We start from the raw sequence: 17639 nt of genomic DNA, 5'->3' as shown, positions 1-17639 counted from the left end.
CGCCACGGGGCGCTTCGGCTGTACCGGTGAGCCGTCATCGACCGTGTGCGATAGGAGAGTCCCATGTCCCAGAATCGGGAGAGCGCCACCGCTTACGTCATCGCCGCGCTGGAGGCCAAGGGCACCGCGACCCGCGACGACTTCGATGTGCCCGCCATAGTCGCCGCATCCCGGAGAGTGGCGCACGGCTGGGATTTCCAGACCATCGAACGGGCAACGTTCTGGCGCATCGCCGCGGACAACCTGAAAGTTTAAGCGGCTCAGTCGAATTGGCCCTGCAAGTGGGCGGATTGATGCCCGGCCAGCCGGCGGGCCGCCCGGCTCATCGAGCCCGCGTCGGCGTAGCCGAGCAGTTCGGCCTGCCGCGCCCGGCTCAGCGGCCCGGTTGAAGTCGCCTGTGCCAGACGGGTTTTGCGTGCCCGATCCAGTTCCCGGCGCCACGTGGTGCCCGCCTCCATGAGCCGCCGCTGCAGCGTCCGCGGGCTGGTGGCCAGCCTGCGCGCCACCCGGTCCAGCGATACCTCGCCCGCCTCGAAGGCCGCCGCCAGCGCCTCGGCCACCCGCTCCGGCCACGCGGCGGCGAGCGGCGGGGGCGGCGGCAGCGCCTCGGCCAGCGGCCGCAGGACGGTGGCCAGCACCGGATCACTGGTGGTGAGCGGCAGCTCCATATCCGCGGCCCGGAACGTCATGGAATCCGTCGGCGCATCGAATTCGATTGCGGCCGTGCCGAATACCTCGACGAACGGATGGGTGTCGCGTGGCGCCCGCTGGCGCAGCGCCACCCGGATCGGCACCACATCGCCGCGGACCACCCGCCGGGCGCGGCTCAGCACCGCCGACAGCCCCCACAGCTGGGTGAGGTCGCGACCGGCGCCGTCACCCTCGATCATGTCGAGGTAGAGGGTGACCTCGCGCTCGTTCTCGGCGACCAGGTCGAACCGGTGATTGGTGGTGACCGCGGTGACGTAGGGGCCGCAGGTGGCCAGGCCCGCGCCGAGGGTGGGTGCGGTCGCGAACAGGTAGTCGTAGAGGCCGAGGCTGCGCATTTCGTACCGGCTGGCCACATGCAGTGCGACGTGCGGATCGCCGAGGCCGTGCGCGCCGAGCTCCCAGAGCCGGCCGAAGGTGTGGCTCGGCAGGTGGACGTCATCTCCCGACATCGTCCACTCGGGCACGCCTGCCTCTCGGATCAACCGCTCCCGGTCCAACCCCTGTGCCGATAACTGATTGATGACGAATCGATGCAGCAGAACCTGGTCGGTGCCCATGCCGTTCTCCTCCTCGTGCGCCAAACGGTAGCCGGGAGGTGGTGATTCGTCATCGAACCTGTGCGCTACGCCTCACGGCGGGTGCCGATGTTAGCCACATCACAGCTATGTCGGGCCGAATGAGACACAGCCGTAATGCCGTTCAACCGCAGGCGTTGACCCATTCGGACAAACCGTCCGCGAAGCGCTGACGCTTCCAGATCGGCACCTCGTGCTTGATCCGGTCCACCAGTTCGGCGCAGGCGGTGAAGGCCTCCGCGCGATGCGGTGCGGCGACCGCGACCACGATGGCGAGATCGCCGATGGTCAGATCGCCCACCCGATGCACGGCCGCCACCGGAAGTCCGGTGGCCGTTGCCAATTCGGCGCAGCAGCGGTGCAGGAACCGCTCCGCGTCCGGATGCGCGGAGTATTCCAGCGCGGAAACCGGCTGTCCGCCATCGTGATTGCGTACCTTGCCGGTGAAAACCACCACCGCGCCGTGCTCCGGTCCGGTCACCGCGGCCTCGGCCTCGGCCGGATCCAGCGGCTCGGTGGACAATCTGGCCAGGCGCACCCCATCGGTCCCGATATGTTCACTGGTGGTCATGATCGCCGCCTCCGGCTACTTGCGCGAGCAGATGGTCGAGCAGCGGCTCCAGCACCGCCATCCCGTCCTTGACCCCGCCGGGCGAACCGGGCAGGTTGATCACCACCGAGCGCCCGACCAGCCCGGCGGCCCCTCGGCTCAGCGCCGCGAGCGGGAATTTCGCCGTGCCGCGCTGCCGGATCGCCTCGGCGACGCCGGGCAGCTCGCGGTCGAGTATGGCCAGCGTGGCCTCGGGTGTCGCGTCGGTGGGGGAGGCGCCGGTACCGCCGGTGCTGATCACCAGCGCGGGCGCGGATGCCAGCGCATCGGCCAGACCGTCCGCGATCCGCGCATCGGCGTAGACCAGCGGACCGCGCACCGAAAAACCAAGGCGGGTAAGCCATTCCGCGAGCACCGGGCCCGTGGTGTCCTCCCGGGTGCCCGCCGCCGCGCCGGTGGACGCGACGAGTACAACGGCTGTTCGCGCGGTATCGCCGGATCGAGTTGTGCCGTGGCCGGATTCGGCGTGCGGGTGGTCGCGCGTCTCTTCTATCGCTGCGGTAGCAGTGGATTCGGCCGCGCCGTCGGAGTGCGCCGTGCCGCCAGAACGTGCCGCGCTGCCGGAATGTACCGCGCTGGCGGAGTGTGCTGTGCCGCCGGAGTGCGCCGCGTCGCCGGGTGATTCGGCGCGCTCCCAATGTCCGTGCTTCCCACCGTCTTTGGTGAGCAGCCGCACCGCGTTCAGCGTCGCCGCCGGATCCACCGCCTTCACCATGTCGTGCAGGGTGAGCCCGGCGACCGCGACCGCGGTGAGCGCCTCCATCTCGACTCCGGTGGGGCCCTTGGTCTTCGCGGTCGCCTCGATGGTGATGGTGTACTCGGTGAATCCGAATTCCACCTTCACCGAGGACAGCGCGAGCTGGTGACAGAGCGGGATCAGCTCGGAGGTCTTCTTCGCACCGCCGATACCGGCGAGCCGCGCGGTGGACAGCACATCGGCCTTCGGCATGCCGTCGGCCCGGACCAGTCGCACCACCTCCGCGGTGGTCCGCAGTTCGCCCGCCGCGACGGCGATCCTCGCGGTCTCGGCCTTCGCGCTCACATCGACCATGCGGGCGCGGCCGTCCCGGTCGACATGCGACAACTCACTCATAGTGTCCAGACTCGCACAGTCGCGCCGATCGGCAGCGAGGTGATCTCGGCGGGCACATCGATCAGCACATCCGCCCAGGCCATACCGGCGACGAGGTGTGATCCTGGCCCGGAGGCCACCGCCACTTCCACCGGGTCCGCATACGGTTCGGTGCGCCGCAGGCTGCCGCGCAGGAACTGCCTGCGCCCCTCCGGCGAGCGGATGGCATTGCTCAGGGGAAGCTCATAGCCGGGCACCGGCGGCAGTCCGGCGAGCTCGCGCAGTATCGGGCGAGCGAGCACCTCGAACGACACCATGGTGCTCACCGGATTACCCGGAAAGCTCAGCACCGCAACGCCGTCCACCACGGTGAGCCCCTGCGGCCCGCCCGGCTGCATCGCGACCGAGCCGAATTGCCCACCGAGCGGCGCCAATACGTCCTTGACCACCTCGAAATCGCCCTTGGACACGCCACCGGAGGTGAACACGATATCGGCGGAACTCGTCGCGGCGGAAAGCAATCGGCGGAAGAGGCCGGGATCGTCGGTGCTGTGCGCCACGGAGACGACCTCGACCCCGTTCGCGGTCAGCGCCGCGGCGAGCGCGATGCCGTTGGAGTTGTAGATCTGGCCGGGACGCAATGGTGTTGCGGCGGGGACGAGTTCGTCACCGGTGGTGATCACCGCGGCCCGAATCGGCTGGAAGACGGGAACTTCCGCGAGCCCGACCGCCGCGAGCGCCGCGATATGCCTCGGCGCCAACGCTGTTCCGGCGGGTACCAGCAGCTCGCCGGTCCGCACATCGGCGCCCGCCTCGCGCACGAATTCGCCCGCCGCGCGACCGCGCTCGACGACAATCGAATCCCCTTCGGCGCGAACATCTTCCACCGGGACAACGCAATCGGCGCCGGGCGGGATCGGCGCGCCGGTCATCACCTTCATCGCCGCGCCCGCGGGCAGCGGCGTCTGCCCGGCGGCGCCCGCCGCGACCACCCCGGCCACCGGTAGCGTCACCGGCGCCACCACCACCGACGCGGCGCGCACCGCGTAGCCGTCCATCGCCGAATTGCGGAATACCGGCAGGTCGATCGGTGAACGCACATCCGCAGCCAGCTGTCTGCCCAGCGCCTCGGGCACCGCGGCCGAGCGCACCGCGCGCGCGGCGAGCGGCCGCAGCAGCCGCTCGATGCTGTCGCGGTAGTCGTCGACCGACCTGGCCGGGGAGGTAACTGGCCGAGAAGTCATGCGGTCAGCATAAACATGCGTGGGCCCGTGCCCTGCCGGGCCGACGGGCCCTTCGGAGGAAGCTACGGCCCGTCGGAGCCGCGACCGGAACCGGTTTTGTCGGTGGGCACAGCCGGTCGTTCGGAGCCGACCGGTCATAATGGAGAAGTGACGTTGGTCGACATAGGGATTCCCGCCGTGCGATCCGGGCGCCCCGCACTCGATGGACGTCCCGACACACCGGTACTGCTCGATCGCTTCGGGCGCATCGCCCGCGATCTGCGCGTGTCCATCACCGAAAAGTGTTCGCTGCGCTGCACCTATTGCATGCCGGAGGAGGGGCTGCCGGAAATCCCGCGCCACGAGCTGCTCACCGCCGACGAGATCGTCCGGCTGGTCACCCTCGCGGTGCGCGATCTCGGGGTCCGGGAGGTCCGGTTCACCGGCGGTGAGCCGCTGATGCGTCGCGACCTCGAACAGATCATCGCGGGCTGCCACGCCGCCGTCCCCGACATTCCGCTCGCCATGACCACCAACGCGGTCGGCCTCCAGCATCGGGCGCGGGCCCTCGCCGCGGCCGGGCTGAGCCGGGTCAATATCTCCCTCGACACCGTCGACCGCGCCGGATTTGCCAGGCTGACCCGCCGCGACCGCCTCGAATCGGTGCTCGCCGGCATCCGCGCCGCCCGCGACGCCGGGCTGGCCCCGGTCAAGGTCAATGCCGTGCTCATGCGCGAAACCCTTTCCGGCGCACCGGATCTGCTGCAATGGTGCCTGGACGAGGGCTGCGAGCTGCGGTTCATCGAGGAGATGCCGCTCGACGCCGATCACGAGTGGGCGCGGGCCAATATGGTCACCGCCGCCGAACTGCTCGCGGTGCTCGGCGCACGCTTCACCCTCACCCCGATCGGGCGGCCGGATCCGGCCGCGCCCGCCGAGAAATGGCGGATCGGCGCGGGCCCGGCGAGCGTCGGCATCATCGCCTCGGTCACCCGCAAATTCTGCGAAACCTGCGATCGCACCCGGCTCACCGCCGACGGCATGCTGCGCTCCTGTCTGTTCAGCGACCAGGAATACGATCTGCGTCAGGCATTGCGCTCCGGCGCCGACGACGCCGAGATCGCCACCATCTGGCGCGGCGCCATGTGGCACAAGTGGGCGGGCCACGGTATCGACGCGGCGGATTTCGTGCCGCCGGAACGGACGATGGGAGCCATCGGTGGTTGAGGTCCGCTACTTCGCCGCGATCGCCGACGCGGTCGGCAAGAGTTCCGAGGTGCTCGACCTGCCGCCTGGCGCGACGGTGGCCGATCTGCGAACGGCGCTGTCGGCTTCTTACGGCACCGAGCTCGAGCCGATGCTGAAGGTCTGCGCATTTCTGATCGACGACGAGCTCACCCGCGACGCGTCCGTAGCGCTGACTCCCAGGGTGGATGTGCTGCCACCGTTCGCGGGCGGGTAGCACGCCGGTCCCGCGTGCGGGGGCTGGCATCTGGCGCGGAAACGCCCATCCACGTGCGGATTCCGATGTCCGACCATGCGATGAGCTGCACCGCAGGCTCGTCGAGGATCCGGATACGAAATCCTAAGCGCGCCACCAGGTGTCGAGCGGGGTGACCGGGACGGTGCGCTTGTGCCTGGTGTTGCGGAAGATCGTCTCCAGTTTGGCGGCCACCTCGGGCGCGACATCCTTGCCCTCGAGGTAGTCGTCGATTTCGGCGTAGCGCAGGCCGAGGGCCTCCTCGTCGGGGAGGGCGGGGCGGTCGTCCTCGAGGTCGGCGGTCGGCACCTTGGACCAGATGCTGGCCGGTGCGCCGAGTTCCTGGAGCAGCGCGGCGCCCTGGCGTTTGGTGAGCCCGGTGAGCGGGGTGAGGTCGACGCCGCCGTCGCCGTATTTGGTGAAGAAGCCGGTGACCGCCTCCGCGGCGTGGTCGGTGCCCACCACCAGCAGGTTCTCCTGTCCGGCGATGGCGTACTGGATCACCATCCGCTCGCGCGCCTTGATATTGCCGCGCACGAAGTCGCGCAGCCGCTCGCCCGCCAGCGCCGAGCCGACCTCGGCGGCGAGTGCGTCGGCGCTGGGGCGGACATTCACGACGACGGACCGGTCGGGCCGGATGAATTCCAGCGCGATCTGGGCGTCGGCCTCGTCGGCCTGCACACCGTAGGGGAGCCGCACCGCGACGAACGTGGCGTCGACGCCGTCGGCGCGCAGTTCCTCGACGGCGAGCTGACACAGCCGCCCGGTGAGTGCGGAATCCTGACCGCCGCTGATGCCGAGCACGAAACCCGTTGCGGGAGTGGCGCGCAGGTAGTCCTTCAGGAAGTCGACCCGGCGCCGCACCTCCAGCTTCGGCACGATCTCGGACTGGACGCCTAGTTCGGCGATGATCTGTTCACGCAGAGACCCCATGGCCGTCACTCTAGGTCCGGCACCATCCGCCGGACCAGCCGCTCCCACTGGTCGCCGATCCGGTCGATCGAATAGCCCGCACCGTGCAGCTGTGCCATCACCAGCCGGGCGTCCAGCGGCGCGAGCAATGTGTCGGCGAGCAACGGGATTTCGCCGGATGCCGCGGTTTGGCGCAGCAGCATCATCACATGTGCCTTGAGGGTGTTGTACGGCGCTCCGGTGTAGCGGTCGGCGCCCTCGCCGACCTCGGCGGCCCGGTGGATCTCACCCTCTATATCCATATCGCGCAGCCGGGCCCGGCCGAATGCGATGAGCCGTTCCACCGGCGGCGCGCCCGGACCGAGCGGTGGCGGCCCGAACATGAAGGCGGCCTGGAATTTCTGGTCCGAGTGATCGAGCAGCGCATGCATCAATCCGGCTCGGTTGCCGAAGCGGCGGAATATCGTGCCCTTGCCGACCCCGGCGTGTTTGGCCAGTGCGTCCATGGTGAGCGCGTCGACGCCGTGCCGGTGCAGCAGTTCCTGGGCGGCGTCGAGCAGCAGCCGCCGGTTGCGCGCGGCATCGCTGCGTTCGGTGGGTTCCGCGGTGGTCAGCGGTGCGCCGGGGCTGAAGACCGGACCGACCCCGATCGGCGAGACGGGCAGCACGGCCGCCGGATTCTCGTCAGGTGTGATCGACGTCACAATGATGACGCCCTCCCTTCGGAATGAAAACGGACCGTGGTCCGGTTGTTCTGGCTCGAAAGCCACACCGCTCCAGAGCAACAGGAGAAGTCATGTCGATCAAGATCCTCGCAATCTCCGGCGGGCTGCGCGCCGGCTCCACGAACACGGCGCTGCTGCGTGCGGCCAAGGAGGTCGCGCCCGCCGGTGTCGAGATCGAGATCTACGAGGGCATCCGGGACCTGCCCTACTTCGATCAGGATCTCGAGGCCGAACCGCCCGCGTCCGTGGTCGAACTGCGCGAGAGGATCCGCGACGCCGACGGCGTGCTTATCGCCTCGCCCGAATACAACTACAGCATTCCCGGTGCGTTGAAGAATCTGCTCGACTGGGCCTCCCGGCCGTACGGCGAGTCATTCCTGACCGCCAAGCCGGTCGCCATCATGGGCGCGTCGATGAGCCAGTTCGGCACGGTGCGCGCGCAGAACCACCTGCGCGACGTCTTCCAGTGGCTGGACTCGAAGGTGGTCACCAAGCCCGAGGTGCAGGTGGGCCTGAACGGTGACCGCTTCGACGCGCAGGGCAGGCTGACCGACGAGTTCAGCCGCGGCTTGATCGCCGAGCTGATCGACGCGCTCGTTGCGCTGATCGAGCGGGATCGGGTCGCCGTAGCCGCCTGAGCCCGGTCCGTCGAGGGTCGTCTCCGTTCCGTTCGGACGGGAGGCGACCCTCTTTTCGTATGTGCCGGATTTGTGACCCGAGGTGATCAACGTGGTCTGCGAGATGGGTGATGCGAATGGCGATCATTGGGTTTGCTGGGAAAGAGCTACGTCACGAAATTGTGATCTGCGCCACTGCTGTGTCGAGTTGCGTATCGAGCGTCCAGGTACTTACCGCCCGGGAATTTCACCGTTGTGACTCGCAACATGTCGTGTTGTATGAATCTGTCGGCCACTAGGTGTAGTGTCTTCGGTACTGGAGCACGGCACGAGACCCACCCGCGTTCAGCGGCTGATCAGGGACTTCCGAACCGGATCCAGGAGTTTGCGCAGCGTACGTCGGATCATGCACTTACGGATCACAGGCTGTGGATCAGGCATAGGGAGAGAGGGACATCAATGACCATCACCGTGTACACCAAGCCCGCTTGCGTCCAGTGCAACGCCACCTACAAGGCCCTCGACAAGGCCGGGGTGGACTACCAGGTCATCGACATCTCCGAGAACGACGAGGCCCGCGACTACGTCATGGCCCTCGGTTATCTGCAGGCCCCGGTCGTCGTCGCCGGTGACGACCACTGGTCCGGTTTCCGGCCCGACCGCATCAAGGCCCTCGCCGCCGTCGCGGCCTGATCGCAGCTCCGGTTCATCCGATGTGACGATCGAAAGGGGAGGTGTCCCGTGCCCGAGAACGCGACGGCACTGGTCTACTTCTCCAGCGCCTCGGAGAACACGCATCGCTTCGTCGAGAAGCTGGGACTCCCGGCGACTCGCATACCACTGCACACCGCCGATTCGCTGCGCGTAGACGAACCCTACGTGCTGATCGTCCCCACCTACGGGGGCGGTCGGCACGTTCTGGGGGGCAACCGATCCGATAAGGAATTCGTCCCGCGCCAGGTCGCCAAGTTCCTCAACGATCCGCACAACCGCGCGCTGCTGCGCGGCGTCATCGCGGCGGGCAACACGAACTTCGGCGATACGTATTGCTATGCGGGCGAGGTCATCTCGCGCAAATGCGGGGTGCCGTACCTGTATCGCTTCGAACTCATGGGAACCGCCGAGGACGTCGCGCGCGTCCGAGAGGGATTGGGATTGTTTTGGCAACAACAACGACAGCACCGGCAGGAAAAACGGCTCGCGTAGAGCGTCCGCCGGTTCGGGGCGCGGGGCTGGGCGACGGTCTGGACTACCACGCGCTCAACGCGATGCTGAACCTGTACGGGCCGAACGGTGAGATCCAGTTCGACAAGGATGTCGCCGCCGCGCGCCAGTACTTCCTGCAGCACGTCAACCAGAACACCGTCTTCTTCCACAATCTGGACGAGAAGCTGGACTACCTGGTCGACGAGAACTATTACGAGGCAGAGGTTCTCGACCAGTACAGCAGGGAATTCATCAAAACCCTCTTCCAGCAGGCGTACGCCAAGAAGTTCCGGTTCCCCACCTTCCTCGGCGCGTTCAAGTACTACACCTCCTACACGCTGAAGACCTTCGACGGGAAGCGCTACCTGGAGCGGTTCGAGGACCGCGTCTGCATGGTCGCGCTCACCCTCGCCGCCGGTGACGAGCAGCTGGCGCGCGAACTCGTCGACGAGATCATCGAGGGCCGCTTCCAGCCGGCCACCCCGACCTTCCTCAACTCGGGCAAGAAGCAGCGCGGCGAGCCGGTGTCCTGCTTCCTGCTGCGCATCGAGGACAATATGGAGTCCATCGGGCGCTCGATCAACTCCGCGCTGCAGCTGTCCAAGCGCGGCGGCGGAGTCGCGTTGCTGCTCAGCAATATTCGCGAGGCGGGCGCACCGATCAAGAAGATCGAGAACCAGAGCTCCGGCGTCATCCCGATCATGAAGCTGCTGGAGGATTCGTTCTCCTACGCCAACCAGCTCGGCGCGCGACAGGGCGCGGGCGCGGTCTACCTACACGCGCACCACCCCGACATCTACCGCTTCCTGGACACCAAGCGGGAGAACGCGGACGAGAAGATCCGCATCAAGACGCTCTCCCTCGGCGTGGTGATTCCGGACATCACCTTCGAACTGGCGAAGAAGAACGAGGACATGTACCTGTTCTCGCCGTACGACGTGGAACGCATCTACGGCAAGCCGTTCGCCGATATCGATGTCACCGAGAAGTACTACGAGATGGTCGACGACAAGCGGATCCGCAAGTCGAAGATCAAGGCGCGCGAATTCTTCCAGACCATCGCCGAGCTGCAGTTCGAATCCGGTTACCCGTACATCATGTTCGAGGACACGGTGAACCGGGCCAACCCGATCGCGGGCAAGATCACCCACTCGAATCTGTGCTCGGAGATCCTGCAGGTCTCGACGCCGTCGGAATTCAACGACGATCTGTCCTACTCGAAGGTGGGCAAGGACATTTCGTGCAACCTCGGTTCGCTGAACATCGCCAAGACGATGGATTCGCCGAACTTCGCGCAGACCATCGAGGTGGCCATCCGTGCGCTCACCGCGGTGTCGGATCAGACCCACATCTACTCGGTGCCGTCGATCGAACAGGGCAACAACTCCTCGCACGCCATCGGCCTCGGGCAGATGAACCTGCACGGCTACCTGGCCCGCGAGCGGATCCACTACGGGTCCGAAGAGGGTATCGATTTCACCAACATCTACTTCTATACCGTTGTCTACCACGCGCTTCGGGCGTCGAACCGGATCGCGATCGAGCGCGGCGCCCACTTCGGCGGCTTCCCGGAATCCAAGTACGCCAGCGGCGAATACTTCGACAAGTACACCGAACAGGTGTGGGAGCCGAAGACGGAGCGGGTTCGCCAGTTGTTCGATGACGCGGGCGTGCACATCCCGACCCAGGACGACTGGCGCGACCTCAAGGCGTCGGTGATGGAGCACGGCATCTACAACCAGAACCTGCAGGCGGTGCCGCCCACCGGCTCGATCTCCTACATCAACCACTCCACCAGCTCCATCCACCCGGTGGCGTCGAAGATCGAGATCCGCAAGGAAGGCAAGATCGGCCGCGTCTACTATCCGGCGCCCTATATGGACAACGACAACCTCGAGTACTACGAGGACGCCTACGAGATCGGCTACGAGAAGATCATCGACACCTACGCCGCGGCCACCCAGCACGTGGACCAGGGCCTGTCGCTGACCCTCTTCTTCAAGGACACCGCGACCACCCGCGACCTGAACCGGGCCCAGATCTACGCCTGGCGCAAGGGCATCAAAACCCTCTACTACATCCGGCTGCGCCAAATGGCCCTGGAGGGAACCGAAGTCGAGGGTTGCGTCAGCTGCATGCTGTGAGCCCCGGTGCGTTCATGGCCGTTTCGCGTCAGTTCAGTAACTGCAATGGCGTGCTGACGGTCATGAACGCACCCAACAACCAGCAGCGGATGAGAACCCACAGGCTCGGATAGCTGCCGTCCGCCCGGTAGAGACGCAGCCCGAACAGTGATTTGCCGAGCGTGGTGCGAACAAGCCGCTGGATGACGGTCCGGTGCACGAACGACACCCCGACCGCGGCGGCGACCGCGATCGGAACGGGTTGCCGGATATCGCCGTGGCTAGCGAGCACGAACCAAACCCCAGCGCCGACACCGATATGCAGCGCCAGATCGATGGTGAACGCCACCCACACCGCAACCCCCGACGATTCGGTGTCGTCCTCGATCGGCGACCGCCGCCCGACAAGCGGCAGCCCATCCTTCTTCTCGCTCTTCCCACCCTTGACCGTCGGATCGACATACCGCAACGACCCATCCGCGCCCCGCTCGAACCCACCACCAACGGCCGACCGAACGCTGTCGGCGCGACTCCCCTCGCGCGAAGTGTTCATGCCGACAGCGTATCGGCCGCCGGCCTCAGCGCAGTGCCGGTGCTACTTCGCGGGTGAAGAGGTCGATGGCGGAGGTGTCGTAGGCGGATTCGGGGAAGTTGAGGATGGCGTAGGCGAGGCCGAGGTTTTTGACCTTGGTGAGGTTTTCGATGACCTGTTCGGGGGTGCCGATGGCGGCGCCGCCGCGGGTTACGTCGTCGATGTGGCTGGTTGCCTTTTCGATGCCGCCGACGTAGGGGGCGATGCGCGACGCCCACGCCTTCAGGCGGTCCCGCACCTCGGCCTCGGTGGCGCCGATTATCGCGTTGTAGTTCGCGGAGCGGACGATCGCGTCGAAATCGGTGCCGACCTCGGCGCAGTGCGCGCGCAGCAGTTCGGATTTGTGCGCGAAACCCTCCGGGTCGCCGACGAAGTTCGTGTAGTCGGCGTACTTGGCGGCGATGCGCAGCGTCTTCTTCTCACCACCGCCCGCGATCCACAGCGGAATCCCGTTCTCCTGCAACGGCAGCGGCCGCACGATCGCGCCGTCCACCTGGTAGTACTTCCCGTCCAGGGTCGCCTTGCCCTCGGTCCAGGCCTGCCGGAAGATCCGCACGCCCTCGTCGAGGCGGCCCAGCCGCTCACCCGGCGGCGGGAAGCCGTAACCGTATGCGCGCCATTCCTGTTCGTACCAGCCGCCGCCGATCCCCATCTCGACCCGGCCGCCGGAGATCAGGTCGACGGTCGCGGCGACCTTGGCCAGGTAGGCCGGATTGCGGTAGCTCATCGCGGTGCACATCTGGCCGAGGCGGATCCGCGACGTGCTGGCCGCGAAGGCCGACATCAGCGTCCATGCCTCGTGGGTGGCCTCATCGGTCGGCACCGGGACGGTGTGGAAGTGGTCGTACACCCACAGCGATTCCCAGGTGTCGTCGGCGTCGGCGCGCCGGGCCAGGTCGCGCATGACCGCCCACTGCGCCGCCGGGTCGATGCCGACCAGATCCAGTCGCCAGCCTTGCGGGATGAAGATGCCGAAGCGCACGGGTGTCTCCTTCGAAATATCCGGACATGGTCGCGACGGTTCTCGCCGCGGCACCGAGGCCAATTGGAGCATTCGCTCGGACCGTGTCGTCACACCGGGTTTCACTGTTCCGATTCACCGGCGCGCGGGCAACCTTTCAACAGCCGCTATCGGTCAGGTCCGCGTCGGACAGCGCGGTGCTCGGCTCCGGCTCGATGATCGGCGTGGCCGCGGCCTTGGGACGCTCGGTGTGCGTGGCCGGGCTCGGCGTCGTCCGGTCGCGCTGTGCGGGCAGCGTGCGGGCGAAATGCTGTTCCAGCAGATCGGCTCCGTGCGCGGGCCCGCCCGCCGCGGCGAATCCGGCCGCGACCCGCGCCGCGCCCGCTCGGCACGCCAGCGCCGCATCGATTCCGGCGCGCAGGTTGGCGATGTTCAGCCGCTTCTTCGGCACCCAACTGCCCGCCGCATTGCCGACCACCCGGCGCGCGACCTCGGACTGGCTGCGGCCGAATGGTACGACGCACGCGGGAACGCCTGCCGCCAAAGCCTTTTGGACGATGCCCATACCGCCGTGGGTGATCACCACCGCCGCGCGATCGAGCAGCAGGTGATGCGGGAGAAAGGTTTCGACCCTGGCATTGCGCGGCGCGGCGAAGAATTCCGGGTCGATGGCGCCGGAGGTGACGACGGTGTACAGATCGGTATCGGCCAGCGCGTCCATCGCGACCTGGGCCAGACGTCCGTCGTCCTGGAATTCGGTCGAACAGGTGACGAGTGCGATCGGGCGGTCGAGCTTATCGAGCCAGTCCGGATATTCGGCGTTCGGCGCCCATAGGCCGGGGCCGATCTGATGGACCGAGGCGGGCCAGTCGGTGCGTAGGTCGTCGAAGGGCGGTGCGGTGAGGTTCAGCAGCAGCGGTGGCTGACGTAGGTAATCGGCGGAGTGTGCCAGCACATCCAGTCCGTAGTACTGGCGCATGTGGTTGAGCTGCGGCAGCACCTCGTCCCAGCGCCGGGTCAACGCCCACTGCACGGTGCTGTCGCGGATCCGGCCGAGCGGCCCCGCCTTCGGGAAGAGACCGGGCCCGAACGGCGGCGCATCCCGCGACGGCAGCGGCAGCAGCTTCGGCGCGAATGCGGCCCACGGTAATCCGCTTGCGGCCGTGTAGATCTGGGCGCCGAGGGTGGTGATGTCGACGAGTACCGCATCGGGGCGCACCGCGACGATGGCCGACCGGATCGCCTCGATCTCGTCGGGGATGCGCGCGGTGAGCGCGCGCATCGCGGCCCGCAGCGACGCGATCCTGGATCGCCTTCCCCAGTCGCGCGGGCCGTCCCCGGCTAGTTCGGACGGTAGGTCCATGACCTGAATTCCCAACGGGCTCAAGGCATCTTCGCTGTCGGGGAGGGTCAGCACGGTGACGTCGTTTCCGCGCAGTACCAGCTCGGCAAGCACCGGAGTGATCGGGTACAGATGCCCTTTGGCCGGTGCGGTGCAGGCCAGTATTTTGGTCATGCCAAAGGCTAACTTAGAGCTATCAATTTTCCGGTGAAGTCGGAAAATTAATCTCGATCCGCAATTGGGCGGCAAATCCCACTCACGGTCGGTCGCCCACGCCGATTCGGTTCTCCGGCAAGGGTTTCGCGAAATCCGCCGGATCGTAGTCGGGATCGCAGTCCGGCGCGTACGCGCCGACCCGGTCGTCGCCGGCGATGTCGTGGCGGAGCAATAGGAGTGTGCTGATGCGCGTGCTCATCGAGCGTGGTTGTTGAGCCATCCGAACCACCTGATCAATCGGGGAGGGATCGGTTCCGGCCGCGGGCCGGCTGTCTGGTACGCGAGCGGATGTAATGATACGCGCCTGTTTGCTGGCAGGTAACTGTTTCGGGAAATCGGATAATCGCTGGCGTATTCGGCGCCGCTCCGCCACGCTGGACAGCGTATGAACAAGGAACGACAACCACGGCTCGGCATCGATTTCGGCCGGGTGATTCAGGGGGCGGCGCTGCCGACGGGTGACGCCGATACGGTATTTCTTTCCGGCGGCATCGCCGAGGCGATGCGAACACCGCCGAGTCCCAATGCTTTCGAGGTGTTACCCCGGCTGGTCCTGCGCTTCGGCGGCCGCGCATGGGTGATCTCCAAATGCGGTCCCCGTATCGAGGAGCGCACGCGACAATGGCTGGACCACAACGATTTCTACGCGCGCACCGGGGTGCGTCGGGAGAATCTGCGTTTCTGCCGGGCCCGCGCGGACAAGGCGATCCACTGCGCCGAACTCGGCATCACCCACATGATCGATGACCGGCTGGACGTGCACCGTGCCCTGCGGGATCTGGTGCCGCACCGCTACCTGTTCGGGGCGCAGGATCCGCCGATACCGGACTGGGTGGTGCACGTGCCGACCTGGCCGGACGCGGAGGCCGCGATCGCCGCGATCATGCCGCGATGAACGGCCGCGCCGGTGCCCGGCGACCGAGCACCGGCGAATATCGCCGCATCACAGGGGAATTCGTGCTATTCGGCGGCGATCTGCCGGGCCAGCGCCCAGATCACCAGGATGTCGATGGCGATCATGACCAGCGCCCAGAACGGGTAGATCGGCGCGAAAAGGAAGTTGTCCAGGATGCTGACCGCGGCCATCACGATGCCGGCGAGATAACCCCACGACTTCCCGGTGACGATGCCGACGCCCGCGACGATCACCAGCACCGCGATTACCAGGTGCACCCAACCCCAGGTCGACACATTGAGCAGGAATACCTGATCCTCGGTCACCACGAAAATATCGCGTTTGGCGATGGCGGCGATCGCGGTGAGCAAATGCAGTATCCCGGTGATGAGGATGAGGACGCCAGCGAAGATCGTCATATCGTTGAGCACCGGGCCGGTCCGCACGGGGCCGGGACTGGTCATGACACACACTCCTTCCGAAACGCGTGGAATAACCGAACGGCCACAAGGTAGCCCCCTGATCGCCGAATTCGGCGCAGGTCGGCGGGCGCGTTACGCGGTGAGGCTGTTTTCCGGTTCCGGCGTCGGCTCGGATTTGCGGCGCGATAGCGCGCTCGGCCACCAGATCCGGTCGCCGATATCGAGCGCCAGCGCCGTGACCAGGACGGACCGCACGATCAGGGTGTCGATCAGCACGCCGACCGCGATGACGATGCCGATCTCGGCGAGGTTCACCACCGGCAGCGTGGTGAACACCCCGAAGGTGCCGGCGAGCACCAGGCCCGCCGAGGTGATCACCCCGCCGGTCGCGGAAAGTCCGGTGAGTGCGCCCGCCCTGGTGCCGTGCCGCTCGGCCTCCTCGTGCACCCGCGACATGAGGAAGATGTTGTAGTCGATGCCGAGCGCCACCAGGAAGACGAAGACCAGCAGCGGAAGTCCGTTGTCGGCGCCCTTGAAGCCGGCCAGGTCGAAGATCCACCGGCTCGCGCCGAGCGCGGCGAAGAAGGACAGCACCACCGTCGCGGTGAGCAGCAGCGGAGCCAGGATCGAGCGCAGCAGCACCGTCAGGATGATCAGCACGATCGCGAGCACCAGCGGCGCGATCAGCCGATTGTCATGCGCCACAGCACGTTTCACATCGAGTATGACCGCGGTCTGGCCGCCGACCTTGGCGGCGGGATCCGCGGCGTGCACCGCGGCGCGCACCCGGTCGATGGTGTCGTAGGCGGCCTGGCTGTCCGGCGGATCGGACAGCGTGCCCTCCAGATAGGCGAGATCGCCCCGGACCACCGGCTTGGTGGGTGCGGTGATACCCCGCGTACCGCCGAAAGCCGAAGCGACGGAATCTATTCGGGACGATTCCGCGATCACCACCACCGGGGTGCCGGTGCCCGCGTCGAAATGCCGTTCCAAGACCGCGGTTCCGGCCACCGCATCGGAGTGGCCGACGAAAGCGTCTTTATTCGCAACGCCGTTCGCGTTCAGCCCGATCGTGCCGTAGGCCAGCGCGAGCAGGGCCAGCACGGTGCCGATCCACACCGTCCGCGGCCTGCCCGCGATGAATTGCCCGGTGCGGGCCCAGATCCCGGTTTCGGTCTGGTCGATTGTGCCCACCTCGGGATGCCGCGGCCAGAAGATCCACCGGCCCGCGATCACCAGCAGGGCGGGCAGCAGCGTCAGCATCGCCAGCAGGGCGATGGTGATGCCGATGGCGCACACCGGGCCGGTGCCCTTCGTCGAATTCAGTTCCGCCACAAGCAATGCCAGCATCGCGATGATCACCGTCGTACCGCTGGCCAGCACGGCGGGCCCGGCCCGGTGCAGTGCGACGGCCATCGCCTCGTGCCGGTCCGCGTGGCGGCGCAGCTCCTCGCGATATCGGGCCACCAGCAGCAGCGCGTAGTCGGTGCCGGCGCCGAAGACGAGCACGGTGAGTATGCCCTGGCTCTGCGCGTTCACGGTGAGGCCGAATTTCGTCGCGCCGTATACCGCGCTCATCGCGATGATCAGCGCGGCGACCGCGGCGAACAGCGGCAGCGTCCACAGCATCGGACCGTAGGTGAACAGCAGGATGACGATGACGATCGCGGCGGCCGCGTACAGCAGCACGCCCTCGATTCCCTTGAACGCCTTGCCGAATTCGGCCGCGTAACCGGCGGGGCCGGTGGCGTGGAAGGACAGCCCGTCCGGGTGGTCGGCGAGGGCGGCCCTGATCGCGGCGACGCTGTCGGTCAGCGAATTCCAGCCGTTCGCACCGATTTCGATCGGCACCAGTATCTGCGCGGCCTGCCCGTCTTGTGACGGTGTGGGGCCGAACACCTTGTCCGCCAACACATGTTCGACCTGTTTGACGCGGGTGGCGTCCGCGCCGATCGCG

20 protein-coding genes are annotated in these 17639 nt (G+C 67.0%); 8 read left to right on the top strand and 12 right to left on the bottom strand.

Features of this window, described 5'->3' with window-relative positions:
• The first annotated feature begins 63 nt into the window (after positions 1-63).
• Positions 64-255, top strand: a complete 192-nt coding sequence (locus LGY53_RS00100) for a hypothetical protein (RefSeq protein WP_225724571.1) — start codon at positions 64-66, stop codon at positions 253-255.
• A 5-nt stretch (positions 256-260) separates the two neighbouring features.
• Here LGY53_RS00100 and LGY53_RS00095 read toward each other — a convergent pair whose 3' ends face one another.
• From LGY53_RS00095 to glp, 4 genes are all read right to left on the bottom strand, one after another.
• Positions 261-1268 (bottom strand): AraC family transcriptional regulator, encoded by a 1008-nt coding sequence (locus LGY53_RS00095; RefSeq protein ID WP_225724570.1) that lies wholly within the window; start codon positions 1266-1268, stop codon positions 261-263.
• A 142-nt stretch (positions 1269-1410) separates the two neighbouring features.
• A complete protein-coding gene (locus LGY53_RS00090; RefSeq protein ID WP_225724569.1) occupies positions 1411-1857 on the bottom strand; it encodes a molybdenum cofactor biosynthesis protein MoaE in 447 nt (148 codons plus the stop codon).
• A complete protein-coding gene (moaCB, locus tag LGY53_RS00085) occupies positions 1844-2989 on the bottom strand; it encodes a bifunctional molybdenum cofactor biosynthesis protein MoaC/MoaB (protein ID WP_225724568.1) in 1146 nt (381 codons plus the stop codon). Before moaCB ends, LGY53_RS00090 begins: the two co-directional genes overlap by 14 nt.
• A complete protein-coding gene (glp, locus tag LGY53_RS00080) occupies positions 2986-4212 on the bottom strand; it encodes a gephyrin-like molybdotransferase Glp (protein ID WP_225724567.1) in 1227 nt (408 codons plus the stop codon). The genes moaCB and glp overlap by 4 nt, the downstream gene beginning before the upstream one ends.
• 147 nt (positions 4213-4359) lie before the next feature.
• Here glp and moaA point away from each other — a divergent pair, with 147 nt between their 5' ends.
• Both moaA and LGY53_RS00070 read left to right on the top strand, forming a co-directional pair.
• The gene (gene moaA, locus LGY53_RS00075; protein ID WP_225724566.1) at positions 4360-5418 is read left to right on the top strand and encodes a GTP 3',8-cyclase MoaA; all 1059 of its coding nucleotides are present in this window, start codon (positions 4360-4362) and stop codon (positions 5416-5418) included.
• Complete coding sequence (locus LGY53_RS00070) at positions 5411-5653, top strand: MoaD/ThiS family protein (protein ID WP_225724565.1); 243 nt, start codon at positions 5411-5413, stop codon at positions 5651-5653. The genes moaA and LGY53_RS00070 overlap by 8 nt, the downstream gene beginning before the upstream one ends.
• A gap of 123 nt (positions 5654-5776) precedes the next feature.
• Here LGY53_RS00070 and nadE read toward each other — a convergent pair whose 3' ends face one another.
• Both nadE and LGY53_RS00060 read right to left on the bottom strand, forming a co-directional pair.
• A complete protein-coding gene (gene nadE / locus LGY53_RS00065) occupies positions 5777-6604 on the bottom strand; it encodes an ammonia-dependent NAD(+) synthetase (RefSeq protein ID WP_225724564.1) in 828 nt (275 codons plus the stop codon).
• Between the two features lie 5 nt (positions 6605-6609).
• Positions 6610-7233: a TetR/AcrR family transcriptional regulator gene (locus LGY53_RS00060; RefSeq protein ID WP_225725639.1), complete on the bottom strand. Its 624-nt coding sequence runs from the start codon at positions 7231-7233 to the stop codon at positions 6610-6612.
• Between the two features lie 146 nt (positions 7234-7379).
• On the opposite strand from LGY53_RS00060, the gene LGY53_RS00055 reads away from it, so the two are divergent.
• The 4 genes from LGY53_RS00055 (at position 7380) to nrdE (ending at position 11275) form a co-directional block, all read left to right on the top strand.
• Positions 7380-7946: an NADPH-dependent FMN reductase gene (locus LGY53_RS00055; RefSeq protein ID WP_225724563.1), complete on the top strand. Its 567-nt coding sequence runs from the start codon at positions 7380-7382 to the stop codon at positions 7944-7946.
• A gap of 438 nt (positions 7947-8384) precedes the next feature.
• A complete protein-coding gene (locus LGY53_RS00050; RefSeq protein WP_225724562.1) occupies positions 8385-8618 on the top strand; it encodes a redoxin NrdH in 234 nt (77 codons plus the stop codon).
• Positions 8619-8666: 48 nt separating this feature from the next.
• Complete coding sequence (nrdI, locus tag LGY53_RS00045) at positions 8667-9131, top strand: class Ib ribonucleoside-diphosphate reductase assembly flavoprotein NrdI (protein ID WP_225724561.1); 465 nt, start codon at positions 8667-8669, stop codon at positions 9129-9131.
• Positions 9132-9193: 62 nt separating this feature from the next.
• Positions 9194-11275 (top strand): class 1b ribonucleoside-diphosphate reductase subunit alpha, encoded by a 2082-nt coding sequence (gene nrdE / locus LGY53_RS00040; protein ID WP_238846814.1) that lies wholly within the window; start codon positions 9194-9196, stop codon positions 11273-11275.
• A 28-nt stretch (positions 11276-11303) separates the two neighbouring features.
• Here the strand turns inward: nrdE and LGY53_RS00035 are convergent, their stop codons facing one another.
• From LGY53_RS00035 to LGY53_RS00020, 4 genes are all read right to left on the bottom strand, one after another.
• Positions 11304-11807: an RDD family protein gene (locus tag LGY53_RS00035; RefSeq protein ID WP_225724559.1), complete on the bottom strand. Its 504-nt coding sequence runs from the start codon at positions 11805-11807 to the stop codon at positions 11304-11306.
• A 25-nt stretch (positions 11808-11832) separates the two neighbouring features.
• Positions 11833-12828 (bottom strand): LLM class F420-dependent oxidoreductase, encoded by a 996-nt coding sequence (locus tag LGY53_RS00030; protein ID WP_225724558.1) that lies wholly within the window; start codon positions 12826-12828, stop codon positions 11833-11835.
• Positions 12829-12964: 136 nt separating this feature from the next.
• The gene (locus LGY53_RS00025) at positions 12965-14323 is read right to left on the bottom strand and encodes a glycosyltransferase (RefSeq protein WP_225724557.1); all 1359 of its coding nucleotides are present in this window, start codon (positions 14321-14323) and stop codon (positions 12965-12967) included.
• An 82-nt stretch (positions 14324-14405) separates the two neighbouring features.
• Positions 14406-14738 carry a hypothetical protein gene (locus LGY53_RS00020; RefSeq protein WP_225724556.1) on the bottom strand — a complete coding sequence of 111 codons (333 nt, stop codon included), beginning with the start codon at positions 14736-14738 and terminating at the stop codon, positions 14406-14408.
• A 12-nt stretch (positions 14739-14750) separates the two neighbouring features.
• On the opposite strand from LGY53_RS00020, the gene LGY53_RS00015 reads away from it, so the two are divergent.
• On the top strand, positions 14751-15260 hold the full coding sequence (locus LGY53_RS00015) for a hypothetical protein (RefSeq protein WP_225724555.1): 510 nt from the start codon (positions 14751-14753) through the stop codon (positions 15258-15260).
• 65 nt (positions 15261-15325) lie between these two features.
• Here LGY53_RS00015 and LGY53_RS00010 read toward each other — a convergent pair whose 3' ends face one another.
• Together LGY53_RS00010 and LGY53_RS00005 are read right to left on the bottom strand one after the other, a co-directional pair.
• On the bottom strand, positions 15326-15724 hold the full coding sequence (locus tag LGY53_RS00010; RefSeq protein WP_225724554.1) for a hypothetical protein: 399 nt from the start codon (positions 15722-15724) through the stop codon (positions 15326-15328).
• A 90-nt stretch (positions 15725-15814) separates the two neighbouring features.
• On the bottom strand, positions 15815-17639 hold a 1825-nt coding region (locus LGY53_RS00005; RefSeq protein WP_225724553.1), incomplete at its 5' end, for an MMPL family transporter.

The sequence above is a fragment of the Nocardia sp. JCM 34519.1 genome, assembly GCF_020361265.1.
GTDB lineage: Bacteria > Actinomycetota > Actinomycetes > Mycobacteriales > Mycobacteriaceae > Nocardia > Nocardia arthritidis_A.
Note: the sequence above shows the minus strand (reverse complement) of the source record. Positions and strands in the feature narration are given on the sequence as shown.